General features: G+C 71.7%; 15 protein-coding genes. 3 read left to right on the top strand and 12 right to left on the bottom strand.

Annotated features, from left to right (window positions below):
- Positions 1-20: 20 nt before the first annotated feature.
- A complete protein-coding gene (locus STRCI_RS17050; protein WP_269659810.1) occupies positions 21-1,289 on the bottom strand; it encodes an ATP-binding protein in 1,269 nt (422 codons plus the stop codon).
- A gap of 12 nt (positions 1,290-1,301) precedes the next feature.
- Positions 1,302-1,979 carry a response regulator transcription factor gene (locus tag STRCI_RS17055; RefSeq protein WP_041821882.1) on the bottom strand — a complete coding sequence of 226 codons (678 nt, stop codon included), beginning with the start codon at positions 1,977-1,979 and terminating at the stop codon, positions 1,302-1,304.
- Between the two features lie 440 nt (positions 1,980-2,419).
- Between STRCI_RS17055 and STRCI_RS17060 the strand changes: the two genes are divergently transcribed.
- On the top strand, positions 2,420-3,916 hold the full coding sequence (locus STRCI_RS17060) for an oligopeptide:H+ symporter (protein ID WP_269659811.1): 1,497 nt from the start codon (positions 2,420-2,422) through the stop codon (positions 3,914-3,916).
- A gap of 69 nt (positions 3,917-3,985) precedes the next feature.
- Here STRCI_RS17060 and STRCI_RS17065 read toward each other — a convergent pair whose 3' ends face one another.
- The 6 genes from STRCI_RS17065 to STRCI_RS17090 form a co-directional block, all read right to left on the bottom strand.
- Positions 3,986-5,224 (bottom strand): hypothetical protein, encoded by a 1,239-nt coding sequence (locus tag STRCI_RS17065; RefSeq protein WP_269659812.1) that lies wholly within the window; start codon positions 5,222-5,224, stop codon positions 3,986-3,988.
- On the bottom strand, positions 5,221-6,294 hold the full coding sequence (locus STRCI_RS17070; RefSeq protein WP_269659813.1) for a hypothetical protein: 1,074 nt from the start codon (positions 6,292-6,294) through the stop codon (positions 5,221-5,223). Before STRCI_RS17070 ends, STRCI_RS17065 begins: the two co-directional genes overlap by 4 nt.
- Positions 6,294-7,106: a hypothetical protein gene (locus tag STRCI_RS17075; protein WP_269659814.1), complete on the bottom strand. Its 813-nt coding sequence runs from the start codon at positions 7,104-7,106 to the stop codon at positions 6,294-6,296. Before STRCI_RS17075 ends, STRCI_RS17070 begins: the two co-directional genes overlap by 1 nt.
- 101 nt (positions 7,107-7,207) lie before the next feature.
- Positions 7,208-7,897, bottom strand: a complete 690-nt coding sequence (locus STRCI_RS17080) for an LPXTG cell wall anchor domain-containing protein (RefSeq protein ID WP_269659815.1) — start codon at positions 7,895-7,897, stop codon at positions 7,208-7,210.
- Between the two features lie 127 nt (positions 7,898-8,024).
- Positions 8,025-8,531, bottom strand: coding sequence for an ATP-binding protein (locus STRCI_RS17085; RefSeq protein WP_269659816.1), 507 nt, complete (start codon positions 8,529-8,531; stop codon positions 8,025-8,027).
- A 217-nt stretch (positions 8,532-8,748) separates the two neighbouring features.
- Positions 8,749-9,126 carry an STAS domain-containing protein gene (locus STRCI_RS17090; RefSeq protein ID WP_269659817.1) on the bottom strand — a complete coding sequence of 126 codons (378 nt, stop codon included), beginning with the start codon at positions 9,124-9,126 and terminating at the stop codon, positions 8,749-8,751.
- A gap of 240 nt (positions 9,127-9,366) precedes the next feature.
- Between STRCI_RS17090 and STRCI_RS17095 the strand changes: the two genes are divergently transcribed.
- Together STRCI_RS17095 and STRCI_RS17100 are read left to right on the top strand one after the other, a co-directional pair.
- Positions 9,367-10,272, top strand: coding sequence for an RNA polymerase sigma factor SigF (locus STRCI_RS17095; RefSeq protein ID WP_269659818.1), 906 nt, complete (start codon positions 9,367-9,369; stop codon positions 10,270-10,272).
- Between the two features lie 153 nt (positions 10,273-10,425).
- The gene (locus STRCI_RS17100; RefSeq protein ID WP_269659819.1) at positions 10,426-11,925 is read left to right on the top strand and encodes an RICIN domain-containing protein; all 1,500 of its coding nucleotides are present in this window, start codon (positions 10,426-10,428) and stop codon (positions 11,923-11,925) included.
- On the opposite strand, the gene hutI is transcribed toward STRCI_RS17100, so the two are convergent.
- From hutI to hutU, 4 genes are read right to left on the bottom strand one after another with little or no spacing between them, the layout of a single operon-like run.
- Entirely contained in the window at positions 11,926-13,134 is a 1,209-nt protein-coding gene (gene hutI / locus STRCI_RS17105) for an imidazolonepropionase (protein ID WP_269659820.1), read from the bottom strand. It abuts the gene before it with no gap.
- Positions 13,135-13,154: 20 nt separating this feature from the next.
- Positions 13,155-14,519, bottom strand: a complete 1,365-nt coding sequence (locus STRCI_RS17110; protein WP_418953347.1) for a formimidoylglutamate deiminase — start codon at positions 14,517-14,519, stop codon at positions 13,155-13,157.
- Positions 14,516-15,718: an allantoate amidohydrolase gene (locus STRCI_RS17115; RefSeq protein WP_269664566.1), complete on the bottom strand. Its 1,203-nt coding sequence runs from the start codon at positions 15,716-15,718 to the stop codon at positions 14,516-14,518. Before STRCI_RS17115 ends, STRCI_RS17110 begins: the two co-directional genes overlap by 4 nt.
- A gap of 41 nt (positions 15,719-15,759) precedes the next feature.
- Positions 15,760-17,424 carry a urocanate hydratase gene (gene hutU / locus STRCI_RS17120; protein ID WP_269659821.1) on the bottom strand — a complete coding sequence of 555 codons (1,665 nt, stop codon included), beginning with the start codon at positions 17,422-17,424 and terminating at the stop codon, positions 15,760-15,762.
- Positions 17,425-17,572 lie beyond the last annotated feature (148 nt).

Genomic DNA, 17,572 nt, shown 5'->3' on the forward strand with positions numbered 1-17,572 from the left:
GTAGCCCGGTCGCCCCGGAGCTACCTGACCGTCGGTGTCGCGTCCTTGCTCGGCCTGGCCGGGGTCCGGGAGAGGAACAGGCCGAACACCGGCGGGGATGCCTGGAGCATCTCCAGCCGGCCGCCGTCCGCCTCCGCCAGGTCCCTGGCCACCGCCAGGCCGATGCCCGTGGAGTTACGGCCGCTGATCGCCCGCTCGAAGATCCGCGCGCCGAGGTCGGCCGGGACACCGGGCCCCTCGTCCGTCACCTCGATCACCGCCTGGTTCCCGGTGACACGGGTACGCAGCGCCACCGTGCCGCCGCCGTGCATCAAGGAGTTCTCGATCAGCGCCGCGAGGACCTGGGCCACCGCTCCCGGCGTGCCGACCGCCTCCAGATGCCGTTTGCCCGAGCTGACGATCGCCCTGCCCACGCCCCGGTACGCCGGGCGCCATTCCGCCAGCTGCTGCTGGATGACCTCGTCGAGGTCGAAGGTGACGGCGGAGCCGGTCCGGGGGTCGCGGGAGTTGGTCAGGAGGCGCTCGACCACGTCCGTCAGGCGTTCCACCTGCGTCAGCGCGATCATCGCCTCCTCCTTCACGGTGTCCGGGTCGTCGGTGAGGGTGATCTCCTCCAGCCGCATGGACAGGGCGGTGAGCGGGGTGCGCAGCTGGTGGGAGGCGTCCGCGGCCAGGCGCCGCTCCGCGGTCAGCATGCGGCCGATCCGCTCCGCGCTCGCGTCCAGCACATCCGCGACCCGGTCCAGCTCATGGACGCCGTAGCGCTTGTGACGGGGGCGCGGGTCGCCCGAGCCGAGGCGTTCCGCGGTCTCGGCGAGGTCGGTCAGCGGGGACGCCAGCCGGTTCGCCTGCCGCAGCGCCAGCAGCACCGCCGCGATCACCGCCAGCAGGGCCACGGCCCCGATGATCAGCAGCGTCCGGCCGACCTCCCGGGTCACCGTCGAGCGGGGCTCCTGGACGGTGACCGTCTCGCCCTCCTCGCCCTTGCGGGTGGCCTTGATGGTGTCCCCGTCCGGCTTGGTGCCGATCGCGATGGGCCGCTCCCCGGGCACCCGGATCACCGCGTACCGGTCCTTGGGCACCTGGTCGCGCAGCATGTCCGCGGTGACCGCACCGGTCGCGATGAGCCTGCTGTCCACGATGGACGCGAGCCGCACCGCCTCGGAGTCGACCCGCTCCTGCGCGGTACTGCTGATCGTGCGGGTCTCCACGATGACGAGGGAGACCCCGAACACGGCGATCACCACGAGCACCACGGCGAGCGTGGACTGGATCAGTCGGCGGCGCATGGAGCTGCTTGCTCAGCTCTTCTCGAACCGGAAGCCCACGCCACGCACCGTCGCGATGTACCTCGGGTTCGCGGCGTCGTCGCCGAGCTTCTTGCGCAGCCAGGAGATGTGCATGTCGAGGGTCTTGGTGGACGACCACCAAGTGGTGTCCCAGACCTCGCGCATCAGCTGGTCCCGCGTCACCACCCGGCCCGCGTCCCGGACCAGCACCCGCAGCAGGTCGAACTCCTTGGCGGTGAGCTGGAGCTCCTCCTCGCCCATCCAGGCGCGGTGGGACTCCACGTCGATCCGCACGCCGTGGGTGGCCGGCGGCTGCTGCGGTTCCGCGGCACCTCGCCGCAGCAGGGCCCGGACCCGGGCGAGCAGCTCGGCGAGGCGGAAGGGCTTGGTGACGTAGTCGTCGGCGCCCGCGTCGAGCCCGACGACGGTGTCCACCTCGTCGGCGCGCGCGGTCAGGATGAGGATCGGGACGCTGTGGCCCTCGGCCCGCAGCCGCCGCGCCACCTCCAGGCCGTCCATGCCGGGCAGCCCGAGGTCCAGCACCACGAGGTCGACGCCGCCCTGCATGCCGGCTTCGAGTGCGGTGGGGCCGTCCTCACGCACCTCCACCTCGTACCCTTCCCGGCGCAGGGCACGGGCCAGCGGCTCCGAGATGGACGCGTCGTCCTCGGCGAGCAGTACACGGGTCATGAGCTGATGGTAGTCCGCCCATGACAAGAGCCGGGGCGGGATGGCCGGGAGTGATTCTCACCTCTCCCCCACCAGCCTCTTACCTCGCCGCGAATTGGTACGGACCTATGGTCATGGGGTGCGATCCTGTCAGGGACCTTCGAAAGGGTGTGCACGGCTCCGTCGACACCTGTGATCCGTGTCTCAAGTCCTTTCATTTCAGGCGCTGTCCTGCCGTATGGTGACTGAGCGCTCTTAGCGCCATGGGGGCCTTCGGTGTCGTATTCGACGCCGAGGGTCTCTTTTGTGTGGGGGCCGGTTTTCCACCGGCCCCGATCGGAACGACCCGTGGCCGGGCCCCCGTGCGGGGCGTGGATCCCGGCGGCGACCCCGCCGGTGCCGGCCGCCCCACCGGGCGCGCGACGCTCCACCCCGCGCGTCCCGACCAGCAAGGAACGACCATGGCGTCCAGCCTGACGAAGGACTCGGCCCGACCGGGCACCCCCGGCACCGAGCGCACCTTCTTCGGCCACCCCCGCGGACTGGCCACTCTCTTCATGACCGAGATGTGGGAGCGGTTCTCCTACTACGGCATGAGGGCTCTGCTCCCGCTGTACCTCGTGGCGCCGGGTGGTCTCCACCTCGACGCGGCGACGGCCACCGCGATCTACTCCGTGTACGTGTCGCTCGTGTACCTGCTCGCCATGCCCGGCGGCTGGTTCGGCGACCGGGTCTGGGGTCCGCGCAAGACCGTCGCGGTCGCCGGCGCGGTGATCATGCTGGGCCACCTCACGCTGGCCCTGCCCTCCTCGGGCACCTTCTACGCCGGTCTCGGCCTGGTGGCCATCGGCTCGGGTCTGCTGAAGGCCAACATCTCCACGATGGTCGGCCACCTCTACGACGGTCCGGACGACCCGCGCCGCGACGGTGGCTTCACCGTGTTCTACATGGGCATCAACCTGGGTGCCTTCGCCGCTCCGCTGATCATCGGCACCATCGGTGAGAACGTGAACTGGCACCTCGGCTTCGCCCTCGCCGCGCTCGGCATGGCGCTCGGCCTCGCCCAGTTCCTGATCGGCAGCCGCAACCTGGCCGCGCGCTCCAGCGTCGTCCCGACGCCGCTGTCCGCCGAGGAGAAGTCCTCGACGCTGCGCAAGGCCGCGATCTGGGCCGGTATCGCCCTGGTCTTCTACGCGATCGTCGGGCTCTCCGGCAACTACACGCTGAACTGGATCCTGGTCCCGCTGACCCTGCTCGGCGTGATCATCCCGACGATGGTCCTGGTCCGCATCAAGCGCGACAGGGACCTGGACCGCACCGAGCAGAAGTCGATGTCCGCGTACATCTGGTTCTTCGTCGCCGCGGCCGTCTTCTGGATGATCTACGACCAGGGCGGCTCGACCCTGTCGATCTTCGCCGACGCCTCGGCCGAGAACACCGTCTTCGGCTGGGAGTTCCCGGTCTCCTGGTACCAGTCGGTCAACCCGGTCCTGATCATGGCCATGGCCCCGGTCTTCGCCTGGTTCTGGCTCGCGCTGAACCGGCGCGGCAAGGAGCCGAGCACGATCGTGAAGTTCGCCTCGGGTCTGGTCCTGGTCGGCGCGTCCTTCTTCCTCTTCCTCGCCCCGCTGTCGATCGCCGAGGGCGGTCACAAGGCGGCCGCGATGTGGCTGGTGGCGATCTACTTCGTGCAGACCGTCGGTGAGCTGCTGGTGTCGCCGGTGGGTCTGTCGGTGACGACGAAGATGGCGCCCGCGAAGTACGCCTCGCAGATGATGGGTGTCTGGTTCCTGGCGGTGACCGCGGGTGACGCGACCACGGGTCTGCTGTCCCTCGGCGGGGTCGACCTGAACAAGACCGGTGTCGTCGCTCTTGAGGCCACGCTCGCCGTGGTCGCCGGTGTCGCTGTGTGGATGTACCGCAAGAAGGTCAAGGAGCTCATGGGCAGCGTCAACTGACGTCAGGTCCGAGCCGTGAACGGGGCCGCCGTGATCCTCCGGGATCGCGGCGGCCCCGTTCACGTACGTTCAGCGTGCCCTTCTGCCCGGCAGGAACGTGAAGATCGCCGCCCCCAGCAGCACCGCCGTCCCCGCCACCAGGCCCAGTGCCTTCAGCGAGCCGTCGCTCTCGGCGCCCGTGTCCGCGAGGCCGCCGTCCGGGGTCGTACTGCCGCCCGTCGTACCGGTGGAGCCGCCGCCTCCCGCCGCGCCGCCCTCCTGCTCGGTCGTGTCCAGAGTCAGGGAGACCTCTGTCTTCTCCGGTGTGCAGGTGGTCGTCGTGCCCAGGGCCTCGATGGTCAGGACGCCCGGAGCGAGGGTCGACTCACCGCTCGCGCCCGGCTTGTAGGTGCCCTTGAGATCCGGGATCTCGATCGGGTCGCCCGCCTTGATGTCCTCGGCGTTGGCCGGGCCCTCGACATGGACCGTGCCCTTGTCGGCGCCGCCCAGGGCGACCTCCATGGAGGGCTTGACCGAGCCCTTGGGGATGTCGGCGGGGCTGTCCATCACCGACTTCTTGAACTGCACGGTGAGGTCGAAGCCGCCGCCGTTCTTCTTGGCGTCGATCTGCACGGGGGAGGTCGCCTTCTTGTCGCCGATGGGCGTCTTGCAGGCGTACGGGACCTGGACCTCCTTGCCGGTGAAGTCGGTCTGTCCGCCGCCCTCGGTCTGCGAGGCGGTCGGTGAGGGGCTCGGCGTCTGGCTGTCCGTCGGATCGGGCGCCGGTGTGGAAGGGCTCCCGTCCCCCGGTGTCACGGTGATCGTCGCCGCGGGCCCGACGGCCTCCTCCGGCGTGCACTTGGTGTCCGTCGACATGGCGTTGATGGCGTACGCGTCCGGCGTCAGCGTCACCTCACCCGGCGCCGTCAGCTTCAGCGTGCCCTTCATGTCGGACAGCACCATGGCGCCGCCCTTGGGGATCGCCGGGTTCTCCCGCGGCCCCCGCATCGCGATGTCCGCGCTCTGCGCGCCGGCCGCCTTGAGGGTGCCGCCGGGCTGGACCGAGTTCGCGGGCAGGTCGATGAGGTCGGGGTTCTTGGAGGCGGCCTGGACGAACTTCCAGACCACCTCGATCTCGTCGCCCACCTTCGCCGTCTCCGGCGCGGTGATGTCGACCTTCGTGATGCCGTGGACCGGCGGCAGGCCCGAGATCGACGGCGGGACGCACTCGGTCGCGTACGCCACCTCCGCCGCGCTCGCCGGGCTCGCGGCCACGCCCAGCAGCAGTGCGGCCGCGACGACCGGGATGGCTCTCCTGCGCTTGCTCACGTGGGTCCCTTCCTGATGGGAGTCGTTGGACTCGACGGGCTGTCGTCGTGCGGTGCGGAGAGCCGACCGGCCGGGTCCGGACCGGAGTCCGGGGTGAACCACGGCAGGGTCGAGGCGATCGAGTGCCTGGCCTCCTCGCGGGGCTTCAGCCCGGGCAGGCGCAGGGCGAGTTCGGGCAGGCGCAGCCCGCGGCGGCGCTGGTGCGGCCGGGGCCGTACCCGGTCCACGGCCGCCATGCCGACGCGGAACACCGCGGCCGGGACGACCAGGCAGACCAGGATCCAGAACAGGGTCACACCCCAGGGGCGGCCCACTCCCCAGGGCTGTTCGGCCATCACCTTGCCGCCGTACTTCAGCGAGACGGTGTAGTCGCCGTGGGCTCCGGCGGCCAGTTCGACCGGCAGCTCGATGCGCGCCTTGCCGCCGGGCCGGATGGTGCCGCGCCACTGCTGTTCCTGCCATTCGGGGGCGAACACCCCGTGCGAGGTACCGACCTGGAACACCGGGTTCTTCACGGGTGAGGTGCCGACGTTGCCGACGGTGAAGACCAGGGTGCGGGCGGGCGGGGCGCCGAACCAGGTCAGCAGGCCGCTCGACCCGTCGAGACGGGTGTCGGTGAGGACGGACAGCCGTCCGCCGGAGGCGTCCGCGGGCAGCGGTTCGACGGCGTGCCCGGCCACCTGGAACACGGCGTCGGCCTCGGCCTTGGCGCCCTGGACCGTGGCCACGTGCACCACACAGGGGCAGGGCACGGGCGGTTCGGCCACGGGGAGCTTCCGGCCGAACCGGCCCTCTGCGTCGGTCGTCACGGCCCGGCCGTCGGCGTTGGCACAGGAGTTGGTGCCGCCGGTCACGCCCGTGGCGGGCACCGACTGGCCGCAGATCAGGATCATCAGCAGCGCCCGGGGCCGCCAGCCCTCACCGGTGACGGTGACCGAGCCCCCGGTTCCCGCCTGCGACTTGGAGAGCTTCACGGAGGGCGGATCGGCGGCTGCGGAGACGGAGGCAGGCGTCAGGGAGAGCGCCAGCAGCAGTACGGCGAGCAGCGCCGGGATCCGCACCTTGCTCATCACTTCACGGCTCCCGTCAACTCGGCGTCTGCATCAGACGGTTCGCGCGTGCGGCGCCTGTGACGCCGTATGCCGAAGAAGGCGGCGGTGGCCAGGGCGCCCGCGCCGCCCGCCACCGGCTGCCAGGGCACGAACCGGGCCGACGCCTGCGCCGTGTCGCGCGCCCCTCCCCCGGCGGTCACCGTGAGTCGGACGTCGAGCGCGTCGAGGGCCGGGCGGTCGGGCCAGGGCTCGGTGAGCCGGATCCGTCGGCCCGGGGGGAGTTCGACGGGAAGGGTGCGCGTGGGGCGGTCCAGGACCGGGCCGAGCAGACCGTCGGCGCGCACGGCCAGCCGGGGGACGAGCGTGGTCGTACCGCGGTTGACGATCTCGTAGGCGATGCCGTCGCCGCCGATGCGTACCCGCTCGACCGTCAGCGCCGACAACCGCGGGACGCGGGCGCGCAGATGCAGGCCGACCGTGCGGGAGCGGCCGTCGGGACCGCGGGCGGTGAGGACGGCCGAGCGGTCGGCGTCCGGGACGGTCACCGTGAAGGGGACGTCGGCGCGGGTGCGGGCCGGGACGCTGACCTCGGAGCGGGCCAGGACGACCCGGGCGCCGGTGGCGGACAGCCGGACGGTGACCGGCTCACCGCCCCGGTTCGTCACCGACACCGTGTCCTCGACCACCGCCCCGGGCGCGCCCTCGGCGTAGAAGGCGGGCCGCCCGCCGCCGCCGGGCGCGACGGACCAGCCCGAGGCGGCGTTCGCCTGCGGGGTGACACCGAGCAGGACGAACAGCGACAGACACAGGACACGGACGGTAAGCGACATCGGCGGCTCCATGACGAACGCCGTTTCATCAGCGCCCCATAGGGGCGCGGGGAACTGCGCGACCAGCCACGACGTCGCCGCAGACGAAAGACCACAAGCGTTCAGCGACGCGCCGTCTGGTTCCGTCGCGTAAGCCACAGCGCACCCGCCGCACCCGCGAGCAGGACCGTGCCGCCGAGCGTGCCGAGGGCCACGGCCGAGTCCTCGGGGCCGGTCTGCGGGAGTTCGGACCCGGAGTCGGAGCCGGAGCCGGACTGGGGCGCGCCACCACCCCCGCCACCCGCCGCCTTCACGTCCAGCGTGAGCGCCGGGCCGGGGCTGTTGGAGGGAGTGCAGGTGGTCGTCGTACCGAGCGCCTTGATGGTGAGGACGCCCGGGGTGAAGGTGACCTTGCCGGACTTCTTCGGTGTGTAGGTGCCGGTCAGGTCGTTGATCTTGATGGGGGTGTCGGCCGGGATGGCCTCCTGGTTGGCCGGACCGGACACCGACAGCGTGCCGCTCTCCGCGCCGCCCAGCTTGATGGTGGCACTGGGGTTCATCGCGCCCTTGCCCAGCTCGACCGGGCTGGAGGAGACGCCCTTCTGCCAGGACATCGTGATCTTGTAGCCGCCGCCGCTCTCGACACCCTTGATGTCGATGGGCGAGACGGCGCTCTTGTCGCCGATCGGGGTCTTGCACTGGTAGTTGACGTCCACGGCCTCGGCCCGGGCGGCGGGGGCGGCCATCAGCACCGCCGAGCCGGCCAGGGCCGCGACGGACGCGAGCGCGGCGGTTCGATTCCGGTACGACACGGTTCCGCTCCCTCTCGTTCCTGACGGCACATCAGATCGGCCGTCAAGGTACGCCCGGGGCCGTGAGGAGGGAAGACACAGTGCGTGTCGGAAGTGTGGGGATACTCGTCGCCGGCGTTGCGGACGGTCAGGCAGGCGCCCCGAGCTCGGCCCAGACCGTCTTGCCGGTGACCCCCGGGGTCCGTACGACGCCCCAGTCCAGGCAGAGCCGCTGCACGATGAACATGCCGTGGCCGCCGGGACGGCCCGCGCGGTGCGGGGTACGGGGTGCGGGCTGGCCGGTGCCGCGGTCGGAGACCTCCAGCCGGATCACCTTGTTGTCACAGGTGATGCGGAGGTGGTCGGGGCCCTCGGCATGCAGACACGCGTTGGTGACCAGCTCGGAGACGACGAGCAGCACGTCCTCGGCCGCCGCCCGCTGGTCGGCGGTGGCGGCGGGCAGCCAGCCCCACGCGTACAGGGCCTGCCGGGTGAAGTCGCGGGCGAGCGGCACGACACCGCTCTGCCCGTCCAGGGCCAGGCTGCGGACCTGGGGCCCGGTCACCGGCCCGGACGGGCCCGCGTCGGACATCCCGGAAGCGCCGCTGGGCTCGGGGCCGCGGTCGCCCGGCGTGCAGGGCCGGGTGGTGCTCATCAGCGCTTCACCTCACCGATTCACCAAGTTCATGATTCAAGAAATCGATACCTAGGTCCGGTCGCGGGCCTCGCCGCCATGACAGCGACATGTTCAGGATGACTCCTGCCCGAGCGGACCGGTGGAACACCCCCGGATTTCGGCACGAATCCCGTGACATCCGGAGTGCGGCATTCCGGGGAGGGCGGCGGGTGCGGGCACCCGGGCGCCGTCCGGTTCAGTCGGCCTCGTCGGCCAGGGCGGATTCGAGGCTGTCGTGGACGGTGAAGACCGCCTCGGCCCCGGTGATCTCGAAGACCCGCGCCACCACGGGCTGCATCGCGGCGAGATGGACACCGCCACCGGCGGCCTCCGCCTTCAGGCGCGCCCCGAGCAGCACATTGAGTCCCGTGGAGTCGCAGAAGTCCAGTCGCGCACAGTCCACGACCAGCCGGCTGAACCCCCGGCCGAGGCAGTCCTCGAGTGGCTCACGCAACAAATCGGCGGTGTGGTGATCCAACTCACCCACAGGAATCACGACGGCACTGGAGCCCTCTTCCCGCACCTCCACCAGAAGTCGGCCGGACTGTGCACTGCCGACTGTCCCGCGGTCCATGCCGTCTCTCACTCCCGACGTCGTGGCTGACTGGCGCCCTCGAACCCTACGCCCTACCTCCACTCTTCGATACCCGAACAACCACCCGAAAACGGACATTTCACCACAGAACACACTTGCGATGCACTCGGGAAAACGGGTAGGGCTAGTAGAGACACGTAACCGACACGGCCGGCTTTGGAGGCGCCGCACACGGCAGTGCACGCACAGGCTTCGGCAGCCGCAAATATGCCGAGAACGATGGAGGACATCATGTCACCCCGGCTCGACGCACCGCATACCGACAAGGCGACGTCGACATCCCCCCCGGAACAGCTGGCTCCCATCGAGCAGGACGACGTACTCGCCGGACTACCGGAGATACCCCCGTACGACGAAGTGGGGCCGGTGGACGCACGGGCCCTGTCCAAGACCCTCTTCGAGCGGCTGGAGTCGCTGGAGGAAGGGACCCACGAGTACTCGTACGTCCGCAACACGCTCGTCGAACTCAACCTCGCGCTGGTCAAGTTCGCCGCCTCCCGGTTCCGCTCGCGCAGCGAGCCCATGGAGGACATCATCCAGGTCGGCACGATCGGCCTGATCAAGGCGATCGACCGCTTCGAGCTCAGCCGCGGAGTGGAGTTCCCCACCTTCGCGATGCCCACCATCGTGGGCGAGATCAAGCGTTTCTTCAGGGACACCTCCTGGTCCGTGCGCGTGCCGCGCCGACTCCAGGAACTCCGGCTCGACCTGGCCAAGGCGGGCGACGAACTGGCCCAGAAGCTCGACCGCGCCCCGACGGTGGCCGAGCTCGCCGAGCGCCTCGGGATCTCCGCCGACGAGGTCGTCGAGGGCATGGCCGCGTCGAACGCCTACACCGCCTCCTCGCTGGACGCCCAGCCCGAGGAGGACGACGCCGAGGGCGCGCTCGCCGACCGGATCGGCTACGAGGACCACGGACTCGAAGGCATCGAGTACGTCGAGTCCTTGAAGCCGCTGATCGCCGAACTTCCGCCCCGGGACCGGCAGATCCTCTCCCTGCGCTTCGTCGCCGGCATGACCCAGTCGGAGATCGGTGAGGAACTGGGCATCTCGCAGATGCATGTCTCCCGGCTGCTGTCACGGACGTTGGTGCGGCTGCACAAGGGGCTCACGCTGGAGGAGTGACTCCTCCGCCGGTTTCCGGGTGACCTGCACTGGTTCATGGGTTACCCACAGAAACCCTTTCCTCCGGAGTTCCCTTCCTCCACTATGAGCCGTCATACCCGCCGGTAGGTCCAAGATCCGGCCGGTGTGACGGCTCATCGAGGAGGCGGGTTGATGGTGCGGGCCGACGACGGAGGGTCCGACGCACGGCTGACCGAGCTGCTGCGCGCCGACTCCGCCACCGCGTACAGCGCGCTCCAGGAGCTGCGCGCCCGCCACCTGCCCGCCGTCCTGGCCTACGCCCGGCTCTGCGCCACCAGCGACTCGGTGGCCCGGCAGCTGGCCGGACAGGTCTTCGCCCTGGCGGCCCGGGAGACGGCCCGCGGTATCGACCCCGGCGGGCCCTGGCGGCACCGGCTGCTGCTGCTCACCGGGCGGCTGGCCGCCTCCTGGGCCGGGGACGAACGGTCGGCGGGGCTCGACCCGGGACTGCTGCTGGTGCTCAGCACGGCGGGTCCGGGCGGCCCGGTGCCGCCCATGCTGGGCGCCTTCCAGTCCCTGCCCGCCCGCGCGCAGGGCGTGATCTGGTACGCCGTCGTGGAACGCGAACCGGACGACCGTACGGCCGCCTTCCTCGGCCTCACCCGCGAGGACGTGACCCACGGCGCGGGCGCGGCGCTGCACCAGCTCGCCCGCGCGGTGCTGCGCGCCCGCCTGGCGACCTCCGCCGACCCCGACTGCCGTGACTTCCACCGGCTGATCGAGGAGTCGGTACGTCCGGACACCCCGCGCGGCAGCGCCGATCTGCACACCCACATGGCCCACTGCGCGACCTGTACGACCGCCCACGAGGAGCTCTCCGCCCTGCGCGACGACCCCCGCCGCACCCTCGGCGAGGGCCTGTTGCCGTGGGCGGGGGCGGCGTACGTCCTGGACGACCCGGCGCCCCGGGATCCCGGCCCCCGTGCCGCGGCCGCCGACTGGCCGCCGTCCCGGCGGATCGCGCTGGTGTCGGCGGCGCTCGGGGTGGCGCTGGTGCCGCTGCTGGTCTTCCTGGTCGCGCAGGCCGACTCCGCCGACGACGGCCAGGAACCGGTGAGTTCGGCCACCTCGGCCGGCCCGGTGGCCCCGCCGCCGGTGACGGTCACGGCGACGGTGTCCGCGACCCCGTCGCCCTCTCCCACCCCCTCCCCGTCCAAGTCGCCGTCCCCCACACGGAGTTCGGCGAAGCCGTCCCGGACCCCGACGGCGACGCCCACTCCGTCGTACCGGCCGCCCGGCGCCTCGTACGCGCGCGTGGTGAACCTGTCCAGCGGGCTGTGCCTGGACGTGCGTGACGACGACTTCGAGAAGGGGACGGACGTCATCACGGCGCCCTGCTCCTCGTCCCGCAGCCAGCAGTGGCGCGTCGACGCCGAGCGGGGTGTGGTGCAGTCGGCCGCCGATCCCGAGTTCTGCCTGGACAGCCGGGGTTCGGTGGAGCGCGGTGTCGGCATCTGGACGTGTGACTCGGTCTACGGGAGCAACGGCCAGAACCTGCGGTTCGCGGTCGACTCCCGTGGCTTCATCCGTCCGGGCATCGCCCCCGGGCACGCGGTGACGCCGGTCGGGGGCGACGGGGTGGCGCTGGTGACGGAGAGCGGGGGGTCGGGGCAGCGGTGGCGGGCCGGGTGATCAGACGACTCGTTCGCCGCGCCGCCATACCCCGCTGACCAGGGGTACGCCCGGCCGGTAGGCCAGGTGCACATGGCTCGGGGCGTCCAGGAGGGTGAGGTCGGCGCGGGCGCCGGGCGTGATGCGGCCGATGTCCGTGCGGCGCAGGGCCGCGGCGCCGCCCGCGGTGGCCGACCAGACCGCCTCGTCCGGGGTCATGCCCATGTCCCGTACGGCGAGCGCGATACAGAACGGCACCGACGAGGTGAAGGACGAGCCCGGGTTGCAGTCGGTGGACAGGGCGACGGTGACCCCCGCGTCGAGCAGGCGCCGGGCGTCCGGCCACTCGGCGCGGGTGGAGAACTCGGCGCCGGGCAGCAGGGTGGCGACGGTGCTGCCACTGGCCAGCGCGTCGACGTCGGCGTCGGTGAGGTGGGTGCAGTGGTCGGCACTGGCCGCGTCGAGCTCGACGGCGAGCTGGACGCCGGGGCCGTAGGAGAGCTGGTTGGCGTGGATGCGGGGGTGCAGGCCCTTGGCCCTGCCCGCGGTGAGGACGGCGCGGGCCTGGTCGCCGTCGAAGGCGCCCTTCTCGCAGAACACGTCGATCCAGCGGGCGTGCGGCGCGCAGGCGTCGAGCATCTCGCCGGTGACCAGGGCGACATAGGCGGCCGGGTCGTCGGCGTAGTCCGGGGAGACGATGTGGGCGCCGAGGTAGGTGACCTCGTCGGTGTGGGCGGCGGCGATGCGCAGGGCGCGGGCCTCGTCCTCGGTGGTCAGTCCGTAGCCCGACTTGGTCTCGAAGGTCGTGGTGCCCTGGCGCAGGGCCTCGGCGAGGTAGCGGGTGAGGTTGGCCTCCAGCTCGGCGTCGGTGGCCGCCCGGGTCGCCGCGACCGTGGTGCGGATGCCGCCCGCGCTGTAGGAGCGGCCCGACATACGGGCGTTGAACTCCTGCGTCCGGTCGCCCGCGAAGACCAGGTGGGAGTGGGAGTCCACGAAGCCCGGGAGGACGGCCCGGCCCCCGGCGTCGACCCGATTGTCAGTGGCGGGTGCTTTGCTTGATTCACCGGTCCACACGACGTGGTCGCCGTCGATGACGACGGCCGCGTCCTGGATCAGACCGAGGGGGGATCCTCCCCCACTCTCGAATTTGCTCGAGCGGGGGGACCCCCATCCCAGGGAGGGGTCGTTGGTGACGAGTGCGGCGATGTTGGTGATGACTGTGCTGCTCATGGCGTCCTCGTGGGTGGTCGTCAGGCGCGCAGGGCTTCGACTGCCCGCGACAGGGCTTGCGGCACATCGGGTACGAGCGTGTGGGCCCCGTCGCGCACGATGTGCCGGCCCGCGACGACCGTGTGCCGTACGTCCGCCGCGGTCGCCGCGAATACGGCCGTCTCGGCGCCGAGCCGTGGCAGCGGCCCCGCCGTTCTGACCGAGTCGAGCGCGATCGTCGTGAAGTCGGCGCGGGCGCCCGCCTCCAGGGTGCCCAGGCCGTCCCAGCCGAGGGCCGCGTGGCCGTCGGCCGAGGCCGCCCGCAGGAGGGCCGCCGCCGTCCAGTGACCTCGGGTGCGGGTGCGCAGGCGCTCGTTCAGCTCCATCGCGCGTGCCTCTTCGAGCAGGTCGATGACGGCGTGGCTGTCGGAGCCGAGGGAGAGCGGGGAGCCCTCGTTCTGCAGGGCGACGGCCGGACCGATGCCGTCCGCGAGGTCCCGCTCGGTGGTCGGGCACATGCAGGTGCCGGTGCCGCTGCCGCCGATGAGGGAGATGTCCTCGGCGGTGAGGTGGGTGTTGTGGACGCCGGTGGTGCGCGGCCCGAGGACGCCGTGGAGGGCCAGGAGCTGGGTGGGGGTGCAGCCGTGGACCTCCAGGCACGCCTCGTTCTCGGCGGTCTGCTCCGACAGGTGCACATGGAGCGGGGCCCGCCGCTCCTCGGCCCAGCGGGCCACGGTCTCCAACTGGTCGGCGGGCACCGCCCGTACGGAGTGGACGGCCGCCCCGATCCGCGCGTGATCCCGTTCCTTGAGAACTGAACAGCGTTCGGCCCAGGCGTCCGCGCTGCCGTCGGAGAAGCGGAGCTGGTGGGTGTTGGGCGGCTGTCCGAAGCCGGCGGAGAGATAGGCGGTGTCGAGGAGGGTGATGCGGATACCGGCGTCGGCGGCGGCCGCGATGAGCGCCTCGCCCATGGCGTTGAGGTCGGCGTAGGGGGTCCCGCCCGGGGCGTGGTGGAGGTAGTGGAACTCGCCCACGGCCGTGATCCCGGCGAGCGCCATCTCGGCGTACACCGCCCGCGCCAGGGCGTGGTAGCTGTCCGGGGTGAGCCGTCCGGCGGTCGCGTACATGACCTCGCGCCAGGTCCAGAAAGTCCCGGAGCCGACCTGGACGGTGCCGCGCAGGGCGCGGTGGAAGGCGTGCGAGTGGGCGTTGGCGAGGCCCGGGAGGGTGAGCCCGCGCAGGATCTCGGCGCCGGGCGGCGGGGCCGGGGTGCCGGTGCGGACGGCGGTGATACGGCCGTCCGCCCCCGCGGCGGAGCCGCTTGTGGACACAGTCACGGCCACACCCGGCTCGACGTGGGTGTCGAGCCAGGCATGCTCCAGCCAGAACGTCTGCGTCGGCGTCACGTGCAGGCCAGTCCTTCCAGTACGTCGGCGAGCGCGAGGACCCCGGCCACGCAGTCGTCCTCGGTCGCGGACTCGGCCGGGGAGTGCGAGACGCCGGTGGGGTTGCGTACGAACAGCATGGCGGTCGGGATCGTCCCGGACAGGATTCCGGCGTCGTGTCCGGCGCCGGTGCCGAGGACGGGCACGGTCAGGCCGGTGTCCTTGCCGAGGATGCGGCCGAGTTCGTCGCGCAGGGCGTGGTCGAACTCGACGACGGGGGTGAAGGACTCCCGGACGACGCCGAGGTCGATGCCGTGCGCCGCCGCGTACTCCCGGGCCGCCTTCTCGATGCCGCCGACCACCTGGTCGAGGCTCGCCTGGTCCGCGGCGCGGGAGTCGAGCCAGCCGCGCACCAGGGAGGGGATGGCGTTGACGCCGTTCGGCTCGACGGAGATCTTGCCGAAGGTGGCGACGGCACCGGCGAGTTCGGCCTCCCGGCGGGCGGCGAGGACGGTCTCGGCGTACGGCAGCATCGGGTCGCGCCGGTCCACCAGCCGGGTGGTCCCGGCGTGGTTGGCCTCGCCCCGGAAGTCGAACCGCCAGCGCCCGTGCGGCCAGATGGCGCTGGCGATGCCGACCCGGTCCCCGGACAGGTCCAGCGCCCGGCCCTGCTCGACATGCAGCTCGACGAAGGCGCCGATCCGGGAGAACCGCTCGGGGTCGGGGCCGATGGCCTCGGGGTCGTACCCGGCGGCCTCCATGGCCTCCGGGAGGCTGACGCCGTCCCCGTCGGTCAGCCGGTGGGCGCCGTCCACGGTGAGCTGCCCGGCGGCCAGCCGGGACCCGACGCAGGCGAGCCCGAACCGGGCGCCCTCCTCGTCACCGAAGTTGACGATGGCGAAGGGCTTGCTGAACTCGGCGCCCCGGGAGCGCAGTTCGTCGAGCGCGGCGAAGGAGGACACGACCCCCAGGGGCCCGTCGAAGGCGCCCCCGTCGGGCACGGAGTCCAGATGCGACCCGGTGACCACGGCGTCCCCGGCGCCCGGGTCCCCGAGCCAGGCCCACTGGTTCCCGTTCCGGTCGACCTCGTAGGCCAGCCCCCGCGCCTCGGCCTGTGCCTTGAACCAGGCCCGGCAGTCGAGATCGGCACCGGTCCAGGCGTAACGCCGATACCCGTGAGACTCGGAGTGCCGCCCGATGGGGAGCAGCTCGCGCCACATGGAGTGGAAGGAGCTCCCGGTCGGAGAGCTGCCGCTTTCGGTCACGCGTCGTCACCTTCGCGCATCGGCACCCGTACACCCTTGTCGTCCGCCACGGACTCGGCGATGTCGTAGCCCGCGTCCACGTGCCGGATGACGCCCATGCCGGGGTCGTTGGTCAGCACGCGCCGGATCTTCTCGCCGCCCAGCTTCGTGCCGTCGGCGACCGTGACCTGGCCGGCGTGGATGGAGCGGCCCATGCCGACGCCGCCGCCGTGGTGGAGGGAGACCCAGGAGGCCCCGGACGCCACGTTGACCATGGCGTTCAGCAGCGGCCAGTCGGCGATCGCGTCGGAGCCGTCGAGCATGGCCTCGGTCTCGCGGTACGGAGAGGCGACGGAACCGCAGTCGAGGTGGTCCCGGCCGATGGCGAGCGGCGCCTGGAGGGTGCCGTCGGCGACCATCTCGTTGAACCGCTCACCGGCCTTGTCCCGCTCGCCGTAGCCGAGCCAGCAGATGCGCGCGGGCAGGCCCTGGAAGTGGACGCGCTCACCGGCCATCTTGATCCAGCGGGCGAGGGACTCGTTCTCCGGGAAGAGGTCCAGGATCGCCTTGTCGGTCTTGGCGATGTCGGCCGGGTCGCCGGAGAGCGCGGCCCACCGGAAGGGGCCCTTGCCCTCGCAGAACAGCGGGCGGATGTAGGCGGGGACGAAGCCGGGGAAGGCGAACGCCCGGTCGTAGCCCGCGAGCTGGGCCTCGCCGCGGATGGAGTTGCCGTAGTCGAAGACCTCGGCACCCGCGTCCATGAAGCCGACCATCGCCTCCACGTGCCGCGCCATGGACTCCCGCGCGCGGGTGGTGAACCCGGCCGGGTCCTTCGCCGCGTAGGAGGCCATGTCGTCGAAGTCGACGCCGACGGGCAGGTACGCCAGCGGGTCGTGCGCCGAGGTCTGGTCGGTGACGATGTCGACGGGGGCGCCCTCGGCGAGCATCCGCGGCAGCAGCTCCGCCGCGTTGCCGAGCAGGCCGATGGAGAGCGGGCGGCGGGCGTCCCGGGCCTCGACGGCGAGCTGGAGGGCGTGCTCCAGGCTGTCGGCCCGCACATCGAGGTAGCGGTGCTCGATGCGCCGCTCGATGGCGCGCGGGTCGCAGTCGATACAGATCGCGACACCGTCGTTCATGGTCACGGCGAGCGGCTGGGCGCCGCCCATGCCGCCGAGTCCGGCGGTGAGGGTGATCGTCCCGGCAAGGGTGCCGCCGAACTTCTTCGCGGCGACGGCGGCGAAGGTCTCGTAGGTGCCCTGGAGGATGCCCTGGGTGCCGATGTAGATCCAGGAGCCGGCGGTCATCTGGCCGTACATGGTCAGGCCGAGCTGCTCCAGGCGGCGGAACTCCTCCCAGTTCGCCCAGTCGCCGACCAGGTTGGAGTTGGCGATGAGGACGCGCGGGGCCCACTCGTGGGTCTGCATCACGCCGACCGGGCGGCCGGACTGGACCAGCATGGTCTCGTCCTGCTTCAGGGTGCGCAGCGTGCGGACCATGGCGTCGAAGGAGCGCCAGTCGCGGGCCGCCTTGCCGGTGCCGCCGTAGACGACGAGCTTGTCGGGGTGCTCGGCGACCTCGGGGTCGAGGTTGTTCTGGAGCATCCGCAGGGCGGCTTCCTGCTGCCATCCCAGGGCACTCAGTTCCGTACCGCGCGGCGCTCGTACGGGGCGGGGTCCTGACATGGTCTGCCTCCTAGCGGATGGTGCTGCCGGATTGTTGCTGCCGTTATTCACATCCTGACTTCCTGAATAGAGCTAGTCAATACGTGGGTGCGCCAGCGGGACCGCGCCGCGGGTGTTTGTCTGGATACGTGGTCACGGGGAACGACAC

Source organism: Streptomyces cinnabarinus (assembly GCF_027270315.1).
In the GTDB taxonomy this organism is placed as follows: Bacteria; Actinomycetota; Actinomycetes; order Streptomycetales; family Streptomycetaceae; genus Streptomyces; species Streptomyces cinnabarinus.